18 protein-coding genes, 1 tRNA gene and 1 CRISPR repeat array (1 of these 20 running past the window's edge) are annotated in these 20,256 nt (G+C 72.5%); of the genes, 10 read left to right on the plus strand and 9 right to left on the minus strand.

What is annotated here, in order from left to right; all coding sequences use genetic code 11:
- Positions 1-431: direct repeats of the CRISPR family, unit length 30 nt; unit sequence GCTTCAACCCCACAAGGGTTCGTCTGAAAC; it begins 257 nt to the left of the window's first position.
- 222 nt (positions 432-653) lie between these two features.
- Positions 654-2,186, plus strand: a complete 1,533-nt coding sequence (locus ACZ432_RS11740; protein WP_426962238.1) for a hemolysin family protein — start codon at positions 654-656, stop codon at positions 2,184-2,186.
- Between the two features lie 15 nt (positions 2,187-2,201).
- Here the strand turns inward: ACZ432_RS11740 and ACZ432_RS11745 are convergent, their stop codons facing one another.
- Positions 2,202-3,143, minus strand: a complete 942-nt coding sequence (locus ACZ432_RS11745; RefSeq protein WP_426962237.1) for a DUF7260 family protein — start codon at positions 3,141-3,143, stop codon at positions 2,202-2,204.
- A 189-nt stretch (positions 3,144-3,332) separates the two neighbouring features.
- On the opposite strand from ACZ432_RS11745, the gene ACZ432_RS11750 reads away from it, so the two are divergent.
- Genes ACZ432_RS11750 through ACZ432_RS11765 form a run of 4 tightly spaced genes read left to right on the plus strand, consistent with a single transcriptional unit; the run spans position 3,333 to position 6,677 of the window.
- Positions 3,333-4,304, plus strand: a complete 972-nt coding sequence (locus ACZ432_RS11750; RefSeq protein ID WP_426962236.1) for a DUF4129 domain-containing protein — start codon at positions 3,333-3,335, stop codon at positions 4,302-4,304.
- Positions 4,301-4,849 (plus strand): DUF7269 family protein, encoded by a 549-nt coding sequence (locus tag ACZ432_RS11755; RefSeq protein ID WP_426962235.1) that lies wholly within the window; start codon positions 4,301-4,303, stop codon positions 4,847-4,849. The genes ACZ432_RS11750 and ACZ432_RS11755 overlap by 4 nt, the downstream gene beginning before the upstream one ends.
- Positions 4,843-6,186 (plus strand): DUF58 domain-containing protein, encoded by a 1,344-nt coding sequence (locus tag ACZ432_RS11760; protein ID WP_426962409.1) that lies wholly within the window; start codon positions 4,843-4,845, stop codon positions 6,184-6,186. Before ACZ432_RS11755 ends, ACZ432_RS11760 begins: the two co-directional genes overlap by 7 nt.
- Positions 6,183-6,677 (plus strand): DUF7519 family protein, encoded by a 495-nt coding sequence (locus ACZ432_RS11765; protein ID WP_426962234.1) that lies wholly within the window; start codon positions 6,183-6,185, stop codon positions 6,675-6,677. The genes ACZ432_RS11760 and ACZ432_RS11765 overlap by 4 nt, the downstream gene beginning before the upstream one ends.
- Positions 6,678-6,722: 45 nt before the next feature.
- Here the strand turns inward: ACZ432_RS11765 and ACZ432_RS11770 are convergent, their stop codons facing one another.
- A complete protein-coding gene (locus tag ACZ432_RS11770; protein ID WP_426962233.1) occupies positions 6,723-7,688 on the minus strand; it encodes an AAA family ATPase in 966 nt (321 codons plus the stop codon).
- Positions 7,689-7,807: 119 nt separating this feature from the next.
- Between ACZ432_RS11770 and ACZ432_RS11775 the strand changes: the two genes are divergently transcribed.
- Positions 7,808-7,892 (plus strand) — tRNA-Ser (locus tag ACZ432_RS11775).
- Positions 7,893-7,986: 94 nt separating this feature from the next.
- Here the strand turns inward: ACZ432_RS11775 and ACZ432_RS11780 are convergent.
- Complete coding sequence (locus ACZ432_RS11780) at positions 7,987-8,298, minus strand: hypothetical protein (protein ID WP_426962232.1); 312 nt, start codon at positions 8,296-8,298, stop codon at positions 7,987-7,989.
- A 109-nt stretch (positions 8,299-8,407) separates the two neighbouring features.
- Positions 8,408-9,850: an adenylosuccinate lyase gene (gene purB / locus ACZ432_RS11785; RefSeq protein ID WP_426962231.1), complete on the minus strand. Its 1,443-nt coding sequence runs from the start codon at positions 9,848-9,850 to the stop codon at positions 8,408-8,410.
- Between the two features lie 160 nt (positions 9,851-10,010).
- Between purB and purH the strand changes: the two genes are divergently transcribed.
- Both purH and ACZ432_RS11795 read left to right on the plus strand, forming a co-directional pair.
- Entirely contained in the window at positions 10,011-11,603 is a 1,593-nt protein-coding gene (gene purH, locus ACZ432_RS11790) for a bifunctional phosphoribosylaminoimidazolecarboxamide formyltransferase/IMP cyclohydrolase (protein ID WP_426962230.1), read from the plus strand.
- Positions 11,604-11,868: 265 nt separating this feature from the next.
- On the plus strand, positions 11,869-12,333 hold the full coding sequence (locus ACZ432_RS11795) for a Rieske (2Fe-2S) protein (protein WP_426962408.1): 465 nt from the start codon (positions 11,869-11,871) through the stop codon (positions 12,331-12,333).
- Between the two features lie 36 nt (positions 12,334-12,369).
- Here ACZ432_RS11795 and ACZ432_RS11800 read toward each other — a convergent pair whose 3' ends face one another.
- Together ACZ432_RS11800 and ACZ432_RS11805 are read right to left on the minus strand one after the other, a co-directional pair.
- Positions 12,370-13,581, minus strand: a complete 1,212-nt coding sequence (locus tag ACZ432_RS11800; protein WP_426962229.1) for an NAD(P)/FAD-dependent oxidoreductase — start codon at positions 13,579-13,581, stop codon at positions 12,370-12,372.
- 24 nt (positions 13,582-13,605) lie between these two features.
- Positions 13,606-14,412: a DUF7388 family protein gene (locus tag ACZ432_RS11805; RefSeq protein WP_426962228.1), complete on the minus strand. Its 807-nt coding sequence runs from the start codon at positions 14,410-14,412 to the stop codon at positions 13,606-13,608.
- A 322-nt stretch (positions 14,413-14,734) separates the two neighbouring features.
- Between ACZ432_RS11805 and ACZ432_RS11810 the strand changes: the two genes are divergently transcribed.
- Both ACZ432_RS11810 and ACZ432_RS11815 read left to right on the plus strand, forming a co-directional pair.
- Positions 14,735-15,841 carry a glutathione S-transferase family protein gene (locus tag ACZ432_RS11810; protein ID WP_426962227.1) on the plus strand — a complete coding sequence of 369 codons (1,107 nt, stop codon included), beginning with the start codon at positions 14,735-14,737 and terminating at the stop codon, positions 15,839-15,841.
- A 121-nt stretch (positions 15,842-15,962) separates the two neighbouring features.
- A complete protein-coding gene (locus tag ACZ432_RS11815; protein ID WP_426962226.1) occupies positions 15,963-17,123 on the plus strand; it encodes a pyridoxal phosphate-dependent aminotransferase in 1,161 nt (386 codons plus the stop codon).
- Between the two features lie 57 nt (positions 17,124-17,180).
- Here the strand turns inward: ACZ432_RS11815 and ACZ432_RS11820 are convergent, their stop codons facing one another.
- The 3 genes from ACZ432_RS11820 to ACZ432_RS11830 form a co-directional block, all read right to left on the minus strand.
- Positions 17,181-17,600 carry a universal stress protein gene (locus ACZ432_RS11820; protein ID WP_426962225.1) on the minus strand — a complete coding sequence of 140 codons (420 nt, stop codon included), beginning with the start codon at positions 17,598-17,600 and terminating at the stop codon, positions 17,181-17,183.
- Positions 17,601-17,728: 128 nt separating this feature from the next.
- Positions 17,729-18,520 (minus strand): 4-phosphopantoate--beta-alanine ligase, encoded by a 792-nt coding sequence (locus ACZ432_RS11825; RefSeq protein WP_426962224.1) that lies wholly within the window; start codon positions 18,518-18,520, stop codon positions 17,729-17,731.
- A 119-nt stretch (positions 18,521-18,639) separates the two neighbouring features.
- Complete coding sequence (locus ACZ432_RS11830; RefSeq protein ID WP_426962223.1) at positions 18,640-20,064, minus strand: amidohydrolase; 1,425 nt, start codon at positions 20,062-20,064, stop codon at positions 18,640-18,642.
- Positions 20,065-20,256 lie beyond the last annotated feature (192 nt).

Genomic DNA, 20,256 nt, shown 5'->3' on the forward strand with positions numbered 1-20,256 from the left:
GACCTTGCTTCAACCCCACAAGGGTTCGTCTGAAACCCCCCGCAGACGGTGTTCTTAGACGACACCAACCCGGCTTCAACCCCACAAGGGTTCGTCTGAAACGGTGGCGCGGAGGCACTCGACAACGAGCCCGCGAACGCTTCAACCCCACAAGGGTTCGTCTGAAACGGCCGCGAACGCCGCCAGTTCAGCGACCGCGTCCGCGCTTCAACCCCACAAGGGTTCGTCTGAAACCGATGACTACTTCGAGGGCGACCTCCGGCGGGCCTGGCTTCAACCCCACAAGGGTTCGTCTGAAACGTACTGGACCGGCTACCGCGTCTACGCTGACGGCGTGCTTCAACCCCACAAGGGTTCGTCTGAAACAATGGTGGTGTCGCCGCTTAGACGCGATGCGGAAGGCTTCAACCCCACAAGGGTTCGTCTGAAACCGTGCCCCGTTCCCCGGACACAGACCGATTACGCCCCGTTTTCACTCAAACGTTTCCATCGACCCCCAATATCCTCCAAACCCCCGGGGGTCGACAGCCAGCGCTCCGGGCGGGCGGTCCGGTAACCCCACGGGAGCGTTTTAGTACCGGGGGAGTAGATTTGTCTGGTATGCCTGATATTCGCTCGTCACCTGTTCCATCCCGTCGCGTCGGAGGGCAGCGGTGGTAGACCTCGCCATCTCCGCGGGGCGGGTCCTCGTCGCGCTGTTTCTGGTCGCGCTGAACGGCTTCTTCGTCGCCGCGGAGTTCGCGTACGTCCGCGTGCGGGCGACCGCGGTCGAGTCGATGGTCGACGCCGGCAAGCCCGGCGCCGAGACGCTCGACGCCGCGATGGACAGCCTCGACGACTACCTCGCGGTGACGCAACTCGGGATCACGCTCGCCTCGCTCGGACTGGGGTGGATCGGCGAGCCCGCGGTCGCGGCCCTTATCGAGCCCGTGCTCGGCGGGTTCCTCCCCCAGAGTCTCGTCCATCTGGTCGCGTTCGCGGTCGGGTTCTCGGTCATCACGTTCCTCCACGTGGTCTTCGGAGAGTTGGCGCCCAAGACGATCGCCATCGCGCAGGCGGAGCGCATCGCGCTGCTCGTGGCGGCGCCGATGCGCGTCTGCCACTTCCTGTTCTACCCGGGACTCGTGGTGTTCAACGGCACCGCGAACGCGTTCACGCGCGCGCTCGGCGTCCCCCCCGCCTCGGAGACGGACGAGACGCTCACGGAGGAGGAGCTCCGCATGGCGCTTGCGCGCGCCGGCGAGGAGGGCAACGTCGCGGGCACGGAAGTGGAGATGGTCGAGAGCGTCTTCGAACTGGACGACGTGAGCGTTCGCGAGGCGATGGTCCCGAGACCGGACGTGCGGACGGTGACGACGGACCTGTCGCTGTCAGAACTGCGGACGGTCGTCGTCGACGCGGGCCACACGCGCTATCCGGTCGTCGCCGCGGACGACCCCGACCGCGTCGTCGGCGTGGTCGACGCGAAGGACGTGATCCGGGCGGGCGTCAACGCCGCGGAGGCCGAGGCCGCGGGCGCGGAGGGCCCGGCGGTGACCGCGGGGGACCTCGCGCGCGACATCCACGCCGTCCCGGAGACGACGAGCGTGGCCGACCTGTTGGCGGAGCTTCAGCAGCGCCGGACGCAGATGGCGGCGGTGATCGACGAGTGGGGCGCCTTCGAGGGGATCGTCACGATCGAGGACCTCGTCGAGGTGATCGTCGGCGACATCCGCGACGAGTTCGACGCGGTCACGCCGGAGCCCGCCATCGATCGGCGGGAGGACGGGACGCTGGCCGTCGGCGGCGCCGTCCGGCTCGCGGAGCTCGACGAGGAGATCGGGACCGCACTCGACGCGGAGTGGCCCGGGATCGACACGATCGGTGGCCTCGTCGCCGACCGGCTCGGACGGCCGCCGGAGGATGGCGACGCGGTCACGGTCGACGGCCACACGGTCGAGGTGACCGGCGTGGACGGGATGCGGGTCGAGACGGTGGTCGTTCGCCGCGCGGACGGGGGGTCGGACGAGGGCGAGACCGATCGCGACGACGGCGAGGGCGGGAAGGACGGCGAGGGCGGGAAGGACGGCGAGGGCGGGAAGGACGGCGAGGACGGGAAGGACAGCGAGGGCGGAAAAGGCGACGACGGGAAGGACGGCGAGGGCCGAAAAGGCGACGACGCGACCGACGCCACCGACGACGGCTGATCCGAGCCCCGGCCGTCACTGCGCGTTCGCGAGCCGCTTTTCGACGCGCTCGCGGTCGGCGCGGATGCGGCTCACGAGTGCGGCCACCTCGGCCAGCACCGGATGGTCCGCGCCCGGGTCCCGACCGTAGAGGTACCGGTAGAAGGAGGGCGACCTCTCGGGGCGGTCGAGTGGTGGGTTTCTGATCTCCGCCTGCCGGTCGCTCGCCACCGCCGCACAGCGCTGTTCGAGCTCGCCGAGGCGTCGCCAGACGTCGGCGCAGGCGTCGAAGCTGTCCGCGACGCGGCCGTCGAGGTGCTCGGCGAGCGCGCGTCGTTCGCGGTCGATCCGCGCCAGTCGCGTCTCGGCGTCGTCGAGGCGGTCCCGCTCGGCGTCGAGCGCGTCGGTCAGGTTTTCGCGCCGGCGGACTGCCTCGCGGGTGCGGGTCGTGAGTCCCTCCCGGAGGTCCGGCGTGAGCCCGTCGCTCGCGACCAGCGCCGCCGCGGCGTCGTCGCCGAGCTCCGCGGCGACGCTCGCGTGTAAGTCGTCGTCGTACTCCTCCTCGTAGTGGGGGACGCTCATCACGGTCTCGCGATAGGCGCGCTTTACGCGGTCCAACGTCGGGTCGCGACCGGTCGCCGGGACCGCACTCGCGGCGCCGGCTGGAAGCCCGCGTGGCGAGGCGGACCGCCCCGCACCGGCCGGGCGTCCCGCCGGGAGGTCGCGGAGCCGAGCGGCGAACTCCTCGAAGGCGTCCTGTTCGTCCGCGACGCGACGCCCCTCCTCTCGGCAGCGTCCCCTGGCGTCGCGAAGGTACGCGAACGCCACGAGCGCGAGAACCGACGCGAGAACGGTGCCCACGACGACGGCCGGTTCCAGAAGCTCCGCGGCGGTCGAGCAGGTGAGGTCCGTACACTCCGCTGCGGCCGGGTCCGGGTCCGCGACGCGAAACGTCACGTCGGCGGGAGAGATGCTCATGTGAACAGATAGCACGCTCGGAGGACATAGCCTTTCCGTCCGTTCCGAGCGGCTGAGACGGCACTCGCGCCGACGGCTTCGCTCCGCGGCTGGCGCGGCCGGTCGACTCACGCCACACCGCCCGGTCGGGCGGCGTCCTGCGGGGACCTCTCCGAAAAGTATTCCTGCCAGAACTATCACCGAGCGAACGTGCAACGCGACGCCGTCGCCGCGGTCGCGGTCGCCCTCCTCGCGCTCGCGGCGCTCGGCGTCGCCGCGGCCACCATCGACACTGCCGTCGAACCCGACGGCGGCGGCTTCGGCGGCGGTGGAGGGGAGTCGACGGGCGTGGGACCGGACGACCCCGACTCGCTGGGCGAGGACGCCCCCGCCGCGTCGACGCAGATCGCGCCGCTTTTCGACTGCGTCCCGTGGCTCCGGTCGCCGCCGGCGCTGGCCGGGCTGGCGCTGCTTTTCGCCCTCTTCTTCGGGCTGACCTACCGCGACACGGGGTCGCCGTTCGCGGGCGTGATGGTCGCCGGCGCGCTGTTCCTGCCGATCGGCTTGCTGTGGTACGTCTTCGCCTTCTGCTCGTCTCCCGAGGCCCTGGACCGGGACCTGCGACTCGGGCTGGGCAATCAGACGGAGGGCGGGCTTTTCGGGCGGGCCGGCGGGTCAGCCGGGCTCGGCGGCGCCGGCGAGACGGTCTCGACGCCGACGGCGCTGTTCGCGGTGCTGCTCGTCGTCGCGGTCGTCGCCAGCGCGGTCCTCCTGATCACGGCGGGCCGCGACGACGAGGCCGACGCGGCGGGCGGACCCGGGGAGGACGACCCCGAGGAGCCGCCGGAGGTCGCGGCGCTCGGCCGGTCCGCGGGGGCGGCCGCCGACCGGATCGAGGCGGACGCGGACGTGGACAACGAAGTGTTCCGTGCGTGGCGCGAGATGACCGACGCGCTGGAGGTCGACAATCCGCAGTCCACGACGCCCGCGGAGTTCGCCGACGCGGCGGGCGCGGCGGGCGTGGACCGCGACGACGCCGAGGCGCTGACGGCGCTGTTCGAGGAAGTGCGCTACGGCGGCGCCGCCCCGACGGAGGAGCGCGAGCGGCGGGCGGTCGAGGCGCTCCGGCGGATCGAGGAAGCGTACGCGGACGCCGACGGGGACCGGGGGACGGACCGATGAGAGCGGCCGAGGCGGTCGGCGTCGCCGCCCTGCTGGCCGGATTTCTCGCCGTGTTCCAGCGCGGCATCGCGGGGCTGTTCGACTTCAGCTACGCGTTCGTCACCCTGGTCGGCGTGCTCGCGGCCGTCCAGGGGATCCGGTACGCCGGCGCTCGCCGCCGGACGGAGTACGTCTCGCTCGACCTGGGCGACCCCGAGGAGCGCTACGTCGTCGACGTGCCGGGCGCGGAGGTCGACGACTGGCTCCGCCGCGTCGACCCGCGGAGCCGCGGCGGTTCGCGGTTCCGCAACCGCCTCCGCGAACGGATCCGGGAGGCGGCGACGGACCGACTCGTCGCGACGCACGGCTACACGCCCGCCGAGGCGGAGGCGGCGCTCGCGGACGGGTCGTGGACCGACGACGCCGCGGCGGCGGCGTTCCTCGCGCCGTCGCTGGGGTACCCGCTCCGGACGCGCGTTCGGGTTCGGCTGCGCGGCGGCTCGCTCTTCCGACACGGCGTCGATCGGACCGTAACGGCGCTCCGTGAGGAGGGGGAGGGATCGTGAGCCGGGACGCGGAAGGCGGCGGTACTGGCGAGCGGGCGGACGGCGGCCTCGACGACGCGGTCACCTCGTACTCGCCCTTCGAGACGAACCGGTGGGAGGGGGTCGCGGGGGTCACACTGCTGGTGATCGCCGCGGGCGTGATCGCCAGACAGGCCTCGCTGGTGCTCGTCGGCGCCGTCGGCGTGGGGTACGCCATCTACGCGCATTACGGTGACGCGCCCCCCGCTCGCCTCGCGGTGAGTCGGAGTCTCGACGAGACTGCGCCCGAACCGGGCGACGAGGTTCGGGTCACGGTGCGGGTCACGAACGAGGGTTCGGCGACGCTCGCGGACCTCCGACTGGTCGACGGCGTCCCGCCGGCGCTGGAAGTCGTCGACACGCCGGCGCGGCTCGCCACGGCCCTCCGACCCGGCGCCACCGCGACGTTCTCGTACCGGGTCCGTGCGGTCCGGGGGTCACACGACTGGGAACCGCTCCGCGCGGTCACGCGGTCGCCGGCGGGCGCGCGGGAGCGCGAGACGCGCGTCGCGGCGGCGACGACGCTGCGGTGTGCGCCGACGCTCGACGCCGGGGCGGACCTCCCGCTGCGCGGGCTGACGACGCAGTACCACGGGCGCGTGCCGACCGACGTGGGCGGCTCCGGCGTGGAGTTCTACGCCACGCGCGAGTATCGCCGTGGCGACCCGCTCCGGCGGATCGACTGGAACCGACGCGCGCGGACGGGGGAGCTGGCGACGCTGGAGCTCCGTGAGGAACGGGCGGCGACGGTCGTCCTACTGGTCGACGCCCGCGAGGAGGCGTACGTCGCGCCGGCGCCGGAGGCGGAGAACGCGGTCGAGCGGAGCGTCGAGGCCGCCGGACTGACGTTCACGGCGTTACAGGACGGCGGCGACCGGGCGGGCATCGCGGCGGTCTCGCGGCGGGACTGCTGGCTCCCGCCGGGCGCGGGCACCGACCACGCGGTGCGAGCGCGGGACCTGCTGGCGACCCACCCCGCGCTGGCGCCGACGCCCGACGACGACGGCGTCTTCTACGCGTCGGTCTGGCTCCGGCGACTCCGACGCCGGCTCCCCGCCGACGCGCAGGTGATCCTGTTCTCGCCGCTGGCCGACCGGTACCCCGTGCGCGTCGCCAAGCGGTTGGACGCGCACGGCCACCTCGTGACGGTGGTCTCGCCGGACCCGACCTCGGACCGGACCGTGGGCGCCACGGTCGCTCGGTTCGAGCGGGACGGGCGCGTCCGGGACCTCCGCGGGCGCGGGATCCGGGTCGTGGAGTGGGGCGACGAGTCGTTCCCGAAGGCGGTCGCGGGCGCGAGCAGGCGGTGGGACGGATGACCGAGATCGACCGCCGGCCGCCCCCGACCTCGGTCGTTGCCGCGACGGTCCTCGCCCTCTTGTCGGTGCTGGCCTGCGCCGCCGCCAGCGCGCAGGGAGCCCTCGCGGCGACCGTCGGCCTGCTGGCGTTTCTCGTCGGAGTTGTCCGCGGATCGCGCCGGGCACTGACGTGGGCCGTGGTTCTCTACGCCGCCGGGTTCGTCGTCGCCGGCCTCTCCGGGGCGGACCCCGCTCCGCTCGTCGCCGCCGCGGTGGCGCTGGCGCTGGCGTGGGACGCCGCCGACCACGCCCTCTCGCTGGGCGAGCACGTCGGCCGCGACGCGCGCTCGCGACGCAACCAGTTCGTCCACGCCGGCACGAACGGGCTCGTCGGACTGTTGACCGGCGGCGTCGCGTACGGCACCTACGTCGCCGCGACGGGGGGACAGCCGGTCGCGGCGCTCGTGTTCCTGCTGCTGGGCGCGGTCGCGGTCGTCACCGCGTTCCGATGAGCGCGGCGCCGGCCGAGCGTGGCCGACACCGACGGAGACCGACGCTCAGGCCCCCGCCTCCTCCGCGATCGTCGGAACGGGGACGCGCTCGAGCACCTCGCGGATCACCTTCCGCTTGAGGATGGCGTCGACCGTGGCGTCCGGCGTGAGTACGAGGCGATGGGCCAGCACCGGCTCGGCGACCGTCTTCACGTCGTCGGGGGTGACGAACTCGCGGCCGCGGATCACGGCCTGTGCGCGGGCCGCCTCGAACAATCGCTGGGTGCCACGCGGGGAGACGCCCACCTCGACGCGGCGGTCCTCGCGGGTCGCCCGCGCGAGGTCGGCGACGTACTCCAGCAGGTCGTCGTCCATCCGGACGGTCTCGGGCGTCTCGCGGAGCTCCAGCACCGAGGTCTCGTCGAGCACGCGCTCGACGGAGGGGCTCTGCTCGACCCGGCCGGCGCGACGCCGGAGGAGTTCGACCTCGCCGTCCGCGTCCGGGTAGCCGATGGAGCTTTTGACCACGAAGCGGTCGAGCTGGGCCTCGGGGAGCGGGAACGCCCCCTCGCTCTCGACGGGGTTCTGCGTCGCGATCACGTAGAAGGGCTCCGGCAGCTGGTGGGTCTCGCCGTCGACGGTCACCTGGCCCTCCTCCATCGCCTCCAGCAGCGCGGCCTGCGTCTTCGGCGGCGCGCGGTTGATCTCGTCCGCGAGGACGACGTTCGCGAAGATCGGGCCGGGCGCGAACTCGAACGTGCCCTCGCGCTCGTCGAAGACGTTCGTCCCGGTCACGTCCGTCGGGAGGAGGTCGGGCGTGAACTGGATCCGCGAGAACGCCAGTCCGAGGGCGGACGCGAACGCCCGCGCGGTCAGCGTCTTGCCGGTTCCGGGCACGTCCTCGAGCAGGACGTGGCCGCGCGCCAGCACACCCAGCGTCACGCGCTCGAGGAACTCGCGGTCCGCGACCACCGCGCCGCCGACCTCGTCCATCACGCGGCCGCACACGTCGGCCGCTTCGGGGACATCCATGTGCGCCAGGTCCGCTCCGGACCCCAAAGGTCTGTCGGGGGCCACGAACGCCGCGGGCGACCGCCGGAGGGAGTCCGGATCGAAACCACTAAAGTTGGCAACCGACTACCGACGAGTGAGCCGAGGTAGCCTAGCCTGGCCAAGGCGGCAGATTCGAAATCTGCTGTCCATTCGGACACGGGAGTTCAAATCTCTCCCTCGGCGCTTCTTCCGACGCTCCGACCGCGAGCGACCGGTTTCGGTTTCTCTTCGATCGGTGTCCCCTCACCCTTCGCGACCGGCGTCCGGTCCTGTCGACTTACTCCGGTCCGCCGAGCGACTGCTGTTCGCCCCCCTCTCCGCCCCGGAGCCGGCGACGACGCTTGTCGTAGGCCGCCTCCAGTTTCGCGTTCGTCGCCCGCGAGACGAGGTAGCAGTCGACGTCGTCATCGTCGTCGGGGTGGGCGGCCGCGATCCAGACGTGCCCGTCGCCGGTCGAGAGCGACTCCGCCCACCGCTCCGCGGCCGCGCGGCTCCCGAACGCGTGGCGGGTCCCCTCCGCCGCGACGAGCCGACCCACCTTCGCGTTCCGCTTGCGCGCTGACGGTTTGACCGCGACGACGACGCTCACTGGCGGTGTGTGCGTCGCTCCGGGTTAAAAAGGGTCGGCAGACGACCACCATCGAGGGACGCCGGTCGACCGCGGTCAGACCACGGAATTCTCTATCGCAGTATCGGGTTTACTCCGCGTCTGTAGCCATCTCGGTCGCGACGCCGGTGTAGCCCGCGGGCGTGAGCGCGTGGAGCTCCTCGCGGACTTCCTCGTCCACGTCCAACTCGTCGAACAGGTCGCGGAAGTCGTCGAGCGTCACCTGCCGGCCGCGAGTGAGCGCCTTCACGCGCTCGTAGGCGTCGGTGTCGCCCTCGCGGCGGAGGATCGTCTGGACCGCCTCGCCGATGACCGCGGGCGTGCTCTCCAGTTCCTCGGCCATCACCTGCTCGTTGGGGACGACCTTCGCCAGCCCGTCCGCGGCCTTCAGGTAGCCGATCAGCGAGTGGGCCAGCGCGGCGCCCACGTTGCGCTTGACCGTCGAGTCCGAGAGGTCGCGCTGGAGCCGGGAGGTGGTGACGTAGTCCGCGAGGAACGTCAGGTCGGAGTTGGCCTTCGAGAGGTTCCCCTCCGAGTTCTCGAAGTCGATGGGGTTCACCTTGTGGGGCATCGTCGAGGAGCCGGTCTCGCCTTCGACGGCCTCCTGTCCGAGGTAGCGGTCCGAGACGTAGAGCCACGCGTCGCGGTCGAGGTCGAGCAGGACGTTGTTGACCCCGCGGACGGCGTCGAAGACCGCCGCCAGGTCGTCGCAGGGGTTCACCTGCGTCGTCGCCGGCTCGTGGTCGAGTCCGAGGTCGGCGACGAACTCCGCGGCGAACGCGCGCCAGTCGACCTCCGGGAACGCCGCCTCGTGGGCCGCGTAGGTTCCGGAGGCGCCCGCGAGCTTGCCGGCGACCGCGTCGGTCGCGTCGCGGAGGCGGCCGAGACCGCGGCCGAGCCGGGAGGCGTACACCGCCATCTCCTTGCCGAAGGTGGTCGGCGTCGCGGGCTGGCCGTGGGTGCGCGCGAGCATCGGCGTCTCAGCGTACTCGTGGGCGAGGTCGACCAGTTCGTCCCGCACGTCCCGGACCGCGGGCACCAGCACCGCCTCGACCGCGGGCTTCACGAGCAGGCGGTGCGCGAGGTTGTTCACGTCCTCGCTGGTGAGCCCGAAGTGGATCCACGGCGTGATCGCCTCGGGGTCGGCCACGTCGCCGGCTTCCGCGGCGCGGTCGAGCGTCACGCGGAGGAAGTACTCGACCGCCTTCACGTCGTGGTTGGTCGCGTCATACCCCGCCGCGCCCCGGACTTCGAGGTCCTTGATCAGGCGGGCGTCGTCGGCGTCGAACGCCTCGTAGCAGTCGCGGAGGACGGCGCGCTCGTTCGTGTCGAGCTCCAGTGCCGTCGCGGGCAGGTCAGCCAGCGCGATCAGGTACTCGACCTCGACGCGGGTCCGGGCCCGCATCAATGCGGCCTCGCTGGCGTACGGCGACAGGGGCGCGGTGCGACCGGCGTATCGCCCGTCGAGCGGCGAGACGGCCGCGAGCGGATCCGCCCGGTCGAGCCCCGGGATCGTGGCTTCGTCGTCGGTCATACCCGACCGTCCCGGCGGCACCCGCAAAAGGGTGTCGGGGCACGTCCGTGCATCCTTCCGGCGGGTTACCGCGCCGGATCCGGTTTTTCTGTGTCCGAACGTGGATCGAACCGCGCCTCGGACCGCAACCCCTATACTCGGAGCGACGGACCGTGCGAGTATGAAGATCGCCGGCATGGCGAGCAACCGAGGACGGAACCTGCTGCACATCGACGACCTCGCGCCCGCCGGGGCCGCGCTGTCCGTCGTGGTGACCAACCGGGAGGGCGCGCCCGTCGTGGAGGCGGCCTCGGAGCGGGGGATCCCCACCGAGGTCGTCGTCCGCGAGGAGGGCGAGTCGCGGGAGTCCCACGAGCGCCGGATCCTCGACCGGCTCTCGGGCTACGACTTCGACGTCGTCTGTCTGGACGGGTACATGCGCGTGCTGACGGAGACGTTCCTCGACGCCGCGCCGACGGCACTGAACGTCCACCCCTCCCTGCTGCCCGCGTTCCCCGGGATGGACGCCCACGAGCAGGTGCTCGACGCGGGCGTTCGGACGACTGGCGCGACCGTCCACGTCGTCACCGAGGCGGTCGACGCCGGCCCCGTCGTCACGCAGGAACCGGTCCCCGTGTACGAGGACGACGACGCGGACTCCTTGAAGCATAGAGTGCTATATCAAGCGGAGTTCGCGGCCTATCCCCGGGCGGTGCGCTGGTTCGCGGAGGACCGCGTGACGGTGGACCGCGAGGCCGGCGAGGTCCGCGTCGAGGGCGACACGGGCGGGGACTTCCCGCAGCGTCGCCTCGTCTCGGAGGACCGCGCGGCGACGCTCCGCTACGGCGAGAACCCCCATCAGGACGCCGCGCTGTACGCGGACGACGCCAGCGAGGAGGCGAGCGTCGTCTCCGCGCCCCAGTTGAACGAGGGCGCGAAGGGGATGGGCTACAACAACTACAACGACGCGGACGCGGCGCTGAACCTGATCAAGGAGTTCGAGGCGCCCGCAGCCGCGGTGATCAAACACACCAACCCCGCGGGCTGTGCGGTCGCGGACACGCTCGCGGAGGCGTACGACCGCGCGCTGCGGACGGACGCGAAGTCGGCGTTCGGCGGCATCGTCGCGCTCAACCGCGAGTGCGACGCGGAGACGGCCGACGCAATCACGGAGTCGTTCAAGGAGGTCGTCGTCGCGCCCGGCTACACCGACGCCGCGCTCGACGTGCTCCGCGAGAAGAAGAACCTCCGCGTGCTCGACGTGGGGGACCTCGGGCCGATGGCGGAGCGGTTCTCGGAGCGACTCACCGAGAACGACCTCGTCGGCGGCCGCCTCGTCCAGGAGCGCGACCGCCAGCGTCCCGCGGTCGACGACCTCGAGGTCGTCACGGAGCGCGAGCCGACCGACGCGGAGCTCGAGACGATGGTGTTCGCGTGGAAGACGCTGAAGCACGTGAAGTCCAACGGCATCCTGTTCGCGGACGGCACCGAGACGGTCGGCATCGGCGCGGGGCAGGTCTCGCGCGTGGACGCGGTGACGCTCGCGGCGATGAAGGCCGAGAAGGACGCCGACGGCAAGTCCGCCGAGGGCGCGGTGATGGCCTCGGACGCGTTCTTCCCGTTCCCGGACGGCATCGAGGAGGCGGCCGAGGCCGGTATCGAGGCCGTGGTCCAGCCCGGCGGCTCGGTCAACGACGAGGACGTGATCGCGGCCGCCGACGAGCACGACATGGCGATGGCGTTCACCGGTTCGCGGTCGTTCAGACACGACTGACGGAAGTCCGCGAACGGACCGAGAGATCGGGCCAGCGTCGACGGCTGGGGCTTTCTGGGCGGCGCTGGCCCAGCAGCGGAAGGAGCAGCGGGAACAGAAATAGCGTCGCAGGGGACCCGCCCGGGACACGCGAACTGGACGCCACCCACGCGATCCGGCCGTGCTCGACACCCTCCGCATGACCCCTCGAGAGCGGCCGTGGAGCACGCTGGGCCACACCGACGAACGCGGAACGTTCAAACGCCGCGCGCTCCTCGCCGCGGACATGGACGAGGACCGGCGCGTCGCGGATCTCTCGGAGGTCCCCGACGACGCCACGCTGCTCGTGACGCTCCGCCCGGTCGGCGACGTGGCCGACGACACCGGCGACGTAGGCGCGGACGACGCTGGCGACCCGGAGGTTGAGGCGCTGTTGATCCGCCTGTCGGACGGCGTCGCCGCCTACCGGAACTACTGCCAGCACTGGACCGACGTGCGCCTGAACAAGGGCGACGGCGGCTTCGTGCGGAACGGCGAGATCTTCTGCCGCAAGCACGGCGCGACGTTCGAGGGTGGCTCGGGCTACTGCAACTTCGGCCCCTGCGAGGGCGCGACGCTCGACCGCGTGGCCGTGACGGCCGAGGACGGCGCGGTGTACCTCACCGACGAGGAGTACGAGTTCGTCCGCGTCGGTCCCGCCGAGCGCGACGAGGAGGCCGGCGGCTCCCGGATCGACTTCACCGGGAACTGACTCGCGGCCGGCGCCCGATTTTTCGGCACCTCCGTCTCAGCGGTTCTCGACCGCCATTCCCTCGGCGATCTCGAACTCCTCCGCGCCGGAGAATCGCGTCGGGTCGAAGGGGCCGATGGCGGCGTCGAGGGGGTCCTCCGCGTCGGCGGCCGAACTCGGCAGTCCCCGCTCCGCGCGCTCTATCGCCATCTCCGCGAGCGCTTCCGCGTGGGCCGGCGCGCGCATGAACCCGTGGCCCTGCCACCCCGCGCCGACGAACAGCCCCGGCTCGACCTCGCCGAGCAGCGGGTCGCCGTCCGGCGTCGCGGTGCAGAGGCCGGCCCACGCGCGTTCCGGTTCGGTCGCGTACTCCGCGCGCTCCCGGAGCGCGGTCGAGACGTTCCCGACGAACCAGTCGTCGGCGGTCGGGTCGTACGCTTCCGGGTCCGCCTCCACCGGCTCCGTCCCGTCGCCGCCGAGCAGGCCGGTCGGATGCGGCCGGAAGTAGACGCCCGCGGTCGCGTCGTACACCATCGGCCCCTCGTAGGGCGCCGCGCTCGTCAGCGCCTGCACGCGGTAGGGCTTGACCGCCAGCGGCCGGTCCGCGGCCGCGAACAGGCGCTTCGTGTGCGCGCCGGCCGCGACGACCACCGCGTCGAAGCGCTCGCGGTTCGGGTCGGCGTCGGGAGCGGCATCGGTGTTGATCAGCACCGCGGGCGCGTCCGCCGTTTCGGAAAACCCGTCCGCGGGGAGCGCGACCGGCGTCTCCTCCCTGATCTCGACGCCGAGTTCGCGGGCGCGGGCGGCCATCGCCTCGGTGTAGGCGGCGGGGTCGACGTAGCCGGCGTTCTCCGCGACGGCGGCCGCGGCGAGGTCGTCCGTCTTCAGCGGGAACGCGTCCGCGAGCTCCTCGGGGGCCACGAGCGACACCGCGCGGCCGTGGGCGCGCATGCGCTCGACCGTGGCGGGCAGCGCCTCGGCGGTCTCGTCGCCCTCGCGAACGGCGATGACGTACGGGCGCTCCGTGAACGCGAACCCCTCCGGTCCGGGTCCGGCGAGGTCGCGGAACCGGTCCATCGACCGCGCGGCGAGGCGGGCGTCCACGTCCTCGGCGTAGGCGTCGTACAGCACGCCCGCGGCGCGGCCGGAGCTGCCGCTGGCGACCGTTTCGCGCTCGAACAGGGTGACGGCCGCGCCGCGGGCGGCGAGGTCGCCGGCGGTCGTGACGCCGACGGCGCCGCCGCCGACCACGGCGACGTGCGGGGGCATACACGACGCTTCGTCGCCCCGTGCTTATAAGGAACGGTCGGCGGGACGGAGGAAGTCGTCGACGCCGCGGGCGGGGTAGCCGACGACGCGGTCCGCCCCGGCCTCGCGGAGGGCGTCGACGCGCTCGCGCACCGCGTCGGGGTTGCCGACGAGGGCGAAGTCGTGGACCGCCGCCGAGAGCACCTCGCGGGCGCGGTCGGTCGCCGCGGCGTCCGTGGCGGCGCCGTCGGGGAGCGCGCGGGCGACGGGCCGGCGTCGGGCGGCGTAGGCGCCGACCGCGTCGAGCGCCTCGTCGGTGTCGTCCGTGAGGACGGTGGGCGCGTAGACGGCGACCTCGCCGTCGAACCCCGTCGCGCGGAGCGCGCGGAGGTCCCGCGCCGTGGACCGGGAGAGCAGTTCGTACTGCGTCCCGCCCGCGGCCATCGCCAGCCGCTCGACGCCCTCGGTGCCGACCCACGCGTCGGGCGCCGTCTCGCGGGCGGCGCCGATCCGGGGGGCGACCGCTCGCTCCGCCTCCTCCTCGGAGAGATAGGCGCCGTGGCCGGCCACGAGGACGCGGCGGACGCCCTCCGGCAGGTCGGCGAGCAGCGAGTCGTCGCCGAGGGGATCGTACCCGTCGGCGCGGACCGGCGTGGTGAGGTACACCTGCTTGTTCTCGGCGAGGGCGGCGAGGGTGTCCGGCTCCGGGACGTGCTCGCGTCCCTCGTAGTCGATGGCGACGGCGTCGACGGGGAGGTCGGCCCCCCGCGACACGTCGCACTCGGCGGGCTTGAGCGCCGCCGCGTCCAGTCCGGTACGCGCCACTGCGTGCTCGTCGGTCTCTGTCAACATCGAGAATCACTGCCGCCGGCGGATCGGCTCTCGGTGGTCGTGCGGTTACCGTCGCGGAACGCGACCAATCGCCTGTGCGGCCATACCTCCGCTGGGGCCTTCTCCCGCATAAACGCACCGGGTCTCGGGAATGTTGCCGGCCGCTCGCCGGCCGCGTGCCGGCGGCGTGTCGGCCGTGTGTCGGCGGCGTGCCGGCCGTGTGTCGGCGGCGTGCCGGCCGCACCCCCGGATCGAAACGGGCGTACGGGCCGGTGACACCCGCGTCACCCGGTATCCTCGTCCTCGCCGAACGGTTAACCCCGCGGCGCCCCATCCTCGAGACATGAACCAGCTCGTGAACGGCGAGTGGCGGACGGAGACCTACGAGGCGACCGACGAGGAGGGTGCGTTCCAGCGCGGCGAGACCACCTTCAGAAACTGGCTCGCGGGGTCGGCGATCCCGGGGGGCGTCGACGCGGAGCCGGACGAGCGCTTCCAGCCCGAGGCGGGCCGGTACCACCTCTACGTCTCCTACGCCTGTCCGTGGGCCCACCGGGCCCTCCTCGCGCGGTCGCTGCTCGGGCTGGAGGACGCCATCTCGGTCTCCGTCGTGGACCCGTGGCGCGGCGAGGACGGCTGGCAGTTCACCCCCGAGAAGGCGGGCTGTACGCCGGACCACCTCCACGGCGCCGACTACCTGCGCGAGCTGTACGTGAAGGCGGACCCGGACGCAACCTGTCGCGTCACCGTTCCGGTGCTGTGGGACAAGAAGGAGGACACCATCGTCAACAACGAGTCCCGAGAGATCCTCCGGATGCTCGACACCGCCTTCGCCGGGACGGACGTCGGCAACGACGCGACCCTCCTCCCGGAGGCCGAGGACGCAGACGCCTCGGACCGCGTCGCGGACGGCCGCTTCGACCCCGAGGGCGTCGCCCGCGTCGACGAGGCCATCACCGACATCTACGAGCCGATCAACAACGGCGTCTACCGCGCCGGATTCGCGGAGTCGCAGTCGGCCTACGACGAGGCGATCGACGAACTGTTCGGCGCCCTGGACCGCTGGAACGAGGAACTCGGCGAGCGCCGCTACCTCGTCGGGGACACCCTCACCGAGGCGGATCTCTGCATGTTCACCACGCTGATCCGCTTCGACCACGTCTACCACACGCACTTCATGTGCAACGTGCAACAGATTCACGAGTACGACCACCTCTGGCCGTACCTGCGCGACCTCTACACGACCGCGGACGTGGCCGAGACCGTGAACCTCGACCACATCAAGGAGCACTACTACACCACCCACCCCGACGTGACGCCCACGCGCATCGTCGCCCGCGGCCCGGACCTGGAGTTCGCGGCCCCGCACGACCGCGACCGGTTCGGCGGTGGCCCGCCGGCCGGGATCGAGGACGCGGACCGCGCGTCGGCTCCCGGCGTGGGGGAGTAGCGCGCGAAAGGCGGCGCGCGGAACGTCGCGCGCCGAGCGAAACCCGACGGCGTACCCTCCCGTGGCGTCCCACATCGCCGGCTCCCGACCCCTTTTTGCTGACTCGCGCGGTGGGACGGGTATGCACACTCCGACGGAGCGCGTCCGCCGCGCGAAGCGGTCGCGGATCCGCACGATGTTCGACCTCGCGGAGGCGCAACCACCGGAGCGCGACCTCGTCCGGCTGGAGGTCGGCGAACCGGACTTCGACACCCCCGAACACGTCATCGACGCCGCCGCCGACGCGGCTCGCGCGGGCGCGACTCACTACACCTCCAACGCGGGCCTCCCGGCGTGTCGGGAGGCGATAAGCGACACGCTCGCCCGGGAGTACGGCGTCCGGCACGGCGCCGACGAGGTGCTCGTCACCGTCGGCGGGATGGAGGCGCTGCTGCTCGCGGTCCTGTCCACGGTCGGGCCGGGCGAGGAGTTGGTCGTACCGGGACCGACGTGGCCCAACTACGAGACGCAGGCCGCGCTCGCGGACGCCGACTTCGTCGAGGTTCCGATGCCCGCCGAGACGGGGTACGACCTCGACGCCGACCGCGTGATCGAGGAGTTGGGCCCGGAGACGGGCGCGGTCGTGCTGACGACGCCCTCGAACCCCACCGGCCGCGTCTTCGACCCCGAGGAGTGCCGCGCGGTCGTGGAGGCCGCGGCCGACTGCGGCGCGTACGTGATCGCCGACGAGGTGTACCTCGGGCTGACCTACGACGGCGACGCGCGCGGGATCGCCGCGGAGACGGGCCATCCCGACCACGTGCTGACGGTCGGCTCCTGCTCGAAGACGTACGCCATGACGGGCTGGCGGCTCGGCTGGCTGGCGGGCGACCCTCACGTCCTCGACGAGGCGACGAAGGTCCGCGAGTCGACCACGGCGTGCGCGTCGAGCGTCGCCCAGCACGCCGCGATCGCCGCGCTCACCGGGCCGCAGGAGCCCGTCCGCGAGATGCGGCGCGCCTTCGAGCGTCGTCGCGACCTCGTTGTCGAGCGCATCGACGCCATCGACGGCCTCTCCGCGCCGCGGCCGGAGGGCGCCTTCTACGCGTTTCTGGACCCCGCGGGCGTCGAGGACGACATGGCGTTCGCGCGGACGCTGCTGGAGGACCACGGCGTCGTCCTCGCGCCCGGGAGCGGCTTCGGCGAGACCGGACGGGGGAAGCTCCGCCTCTCGTTCGCCAACTCCGCGGAGCGACTGCGGGAGGGGTTCGACCGGATCGAGCGGGCGCTGGGGGAGCGGTAATCACCAAGCGAGGCTCATCGAACGACAATCAGCGAACGGCGGATCTCCGGGCGACGATCACCGAGCGACGATCACCGAGACGGGCGAGTTGTGGACCACCTGCTTGGCGACGTTCCCGACGATCAGACGATCGACCAGCGATCCGCCGTGGCTCCCGATCACGACCGCGTCGTACTCCTCCACGGCGTTCAAAATGACCCGGGCCGGATGCCCGACCTGTACCTCGGTGGTTATCTGTCTCCCGTACTCGGCGGCGAGGTCGCGGGCGTCGTCGAACACGTCCTCCGCGCGGTCCTCCGCGCCCGCCTCGACGTCGTCTTCGAGGGCGAGCGACGTGGCGGCTCCGCCCCATCGGGATGGGGTGCCCGCGACGTGCAGGACGGTGATGTCGGCGTCGGGGTGGTTCTCGAGGGCGTACTCGAGCGCCTGTTTCGCCATCTCCGAGTCGTCCATCGGAACGAGGATCCGCGAGATCATGCGACAGCTACGGCCGGTGAGACGTTAAACCGGCCGGTCGTCCCGGTCGGCGGTGCCGAAACGCGACTCGTGCCCGCGCGTTCGGACCGTGTCGGGACGGGTTCGAGAACGGCCCGGCTGCGAATCGGCTACTCCGCGCGCTCGACCGAGTTGTCGTTCTCGCCTTCTCCGTCCGCGAACGACCCCTGTCGGATCGCCCGTTCCGCGTCCGCGAGGGCCTCCTCGCGGTCGAAGGAGTCGACGACGTACTGCAGTTCCTCGCGCGGCGCGTCCGCGAGGTCCTCGGCGTGGCGCGTGATGGCCGGGACGGCGCGGATGATGTTGTCGACGATCGGAACGTCCGCGGCGCGCGCCGACCGCGATCCGGGATTGAGGTCGATCACGATCTCCGTCTTGCCGGCCTCGGCGAGGGCGGCGGCGCGGTCGCCGTCCTCCAGGGGGACCAGCACCACGTCGGCGGCGCCGATCCCCTCGGCGTCCACCTTCGCGCGCTCGTGGGAGAGCCCCGGGATGCGGCCGTCCGCCGTCAGGCCGAGCACCTCCTCCGCGCCGTGCTCGCGCAGGTGGTCCGCGATGCGGGCCATGCGCTCCTCGGTCCGGTTGAAGAGGTTGACCTCGATCGCGGCGCCGGTCGCGTCCGCGAGGGTGGCCATCTCGCCCGGAACGAGCGCCGCGACGTTGCCGTTCACCGAGAGGACCGGGCGGTCGGCGAGCAGCAGTTGCGCGGCGGCCGCGCGCGCCGCCTCGTCGGCGGAGGGGAGCGTCCGCTCGCCGAGCAGGTAGTCGAACGCCTCCCCGCGCCCCTGCGCGATGAGCCCCTGCTTCGAGGTGATCCCCTTCTCGACGCCCGCCTCGATGCGGTGGCGCGTGAGGAGGGACTCGTACCGGGGGTGGTCCTCCGGGATCTCGACGTCGCTCATGACGACCGATCCTCGGCCGGCGGGGGTCTAAAAGCCGTCTCTCCGCGGTCGGCGGTTCCCCGATCCGGGCCGCTCCCTCACGCCGTCTCCCTCACGCCGCTTTCCTCACGCCGCCTCCCTCACGCCTCCTCGACCGGCCGACGCTCAACGTCCAGCAGGTCGTAGAGGTCCGCGTCCTCGGGCATCGGCGGCTCGTAGGGGCCCTCGCGGCGCGACTCGAACTCCGCGGTCGCGGCCGCGCGGAGGTCGTCGTCCGCGATCAGGCGGCCGAGCGTCGCGCCGATCACCTTCGACGCGTAGCACGCGCCGTCGACGCCCGTGGTCCCGCTGGCGGCGACCGCCTGCCAGGAGTGGGCGGGCGTGCCGACCGGCCACGTCGCGGCGGTGAACCGCCCGAGCGGGACGACCTGACTCACCTCGCCGGAGTCCGTCGAGTACGACCCCGTCTCGCCCGCGTCGGTCGCGTCGATCGGGTCGGTGAAGTAGTCCGCCTCGCGGGCCTTCTCTCGGGCGTCCGACGGGAGCTCCGCGAGCGCGCTCTCCACGTCGCCCAGCGAGTCGCGGAGGCCGGCGGCCGTCTCCGCGTCATCCACCTCGAACGGGCCGAGGTCGGCCATCGTCTCGCGGATCGCGTCGCCGAGCGTCTCGTTCGGCTGCACGCCGTGGAGCCCCGTCGTCTGGGTGACGTCCACGTCCACGTCGGCCATCAGCGCCGCGCCCTCGGCGGCGTCGAGGACGCGCTCGCTCACCGACTCGACGAGGTCGCGGTCGGGCGCGCGGACGAGGATCTCGCCGGTCGCCTCGGGGGGCACGACGTTCGGCGCGTCGCCGCCCTCCGTGACGACGTAGTGGATGCGGACCGGGTCCGGCACGTGCTCGCGCATGTACTCGACGCCGGTGTGGAACAACTGGAGGCCGTCGAGCGCGCTCCGGCCGGCCTCGGGCGCGGCCGCCGCGTGCGAGGAGACGCCCTCGAAGGTGACCTCGTAGCCGTTCACCGCCAGGCACGCCCCCTTCGTCGGCGCGTTGTACCAGCCGGGGTGCCACGAGACGACCGCGTCGAGGCCGTCGAAGATGCCGGCGCGCACGAGGTACGTCTTCCCGCCGCCCTTCTCCTCGGCGGGCGTGCCGACGTAGACGACGCTGCCCGCGAGGCCGTCGTCGATCAGGTCCGCGACCGCGAGCGCGCCGCCGAGGCTCCCGACACCGAAGAGGTTGTGCCCGCAGCCGTGGCCGGGCGCCCCCTGCTCCACCGGGTCGCGGTTGGCCGCCCGGCGCTGGGACATCCCGGGGAGCGCGTCGTACTCGCCCATCGTCCCGACGACCGGGCCCTCGTCGCCATAGCGCGCGACGATGGCCGTCTCCAGCCCGCCCGCGCCGACGGTCACGTCGAACCCCCGGTCGCGGAGCACGCCGGCGATGCGCCCGGCTGCGTAGGTCTCCTCCAGTGCCGGTTCCGGACGCTCCCAGATGTCGTTCGCGAGCGCCGTCAGCTCCTCCCGTCGCGACTCGACCGCGGCCGCGGCTTCCTCGGTGACGTTCATGCCCGTGACTTCCACGGCCGGCGCAAAAGGGTTCCCTCACCGGCAGGCGGCGCGGTTGAACTCGTCGAGGGACACCGCATTGAACGCCGACAGTGGGCGGTGCAGACCGGGTCAGACATCCCGTTTTTCTGAAAACTCGCGGCGGTGCGGTGCGGTCGCGGTACCGTGCGGTGCGGTCGCGGGGTGGGTGCT

The sequence above is a fragment of the Haloparvum alkalitolerans genome (genome assembly GCF_055381565.1).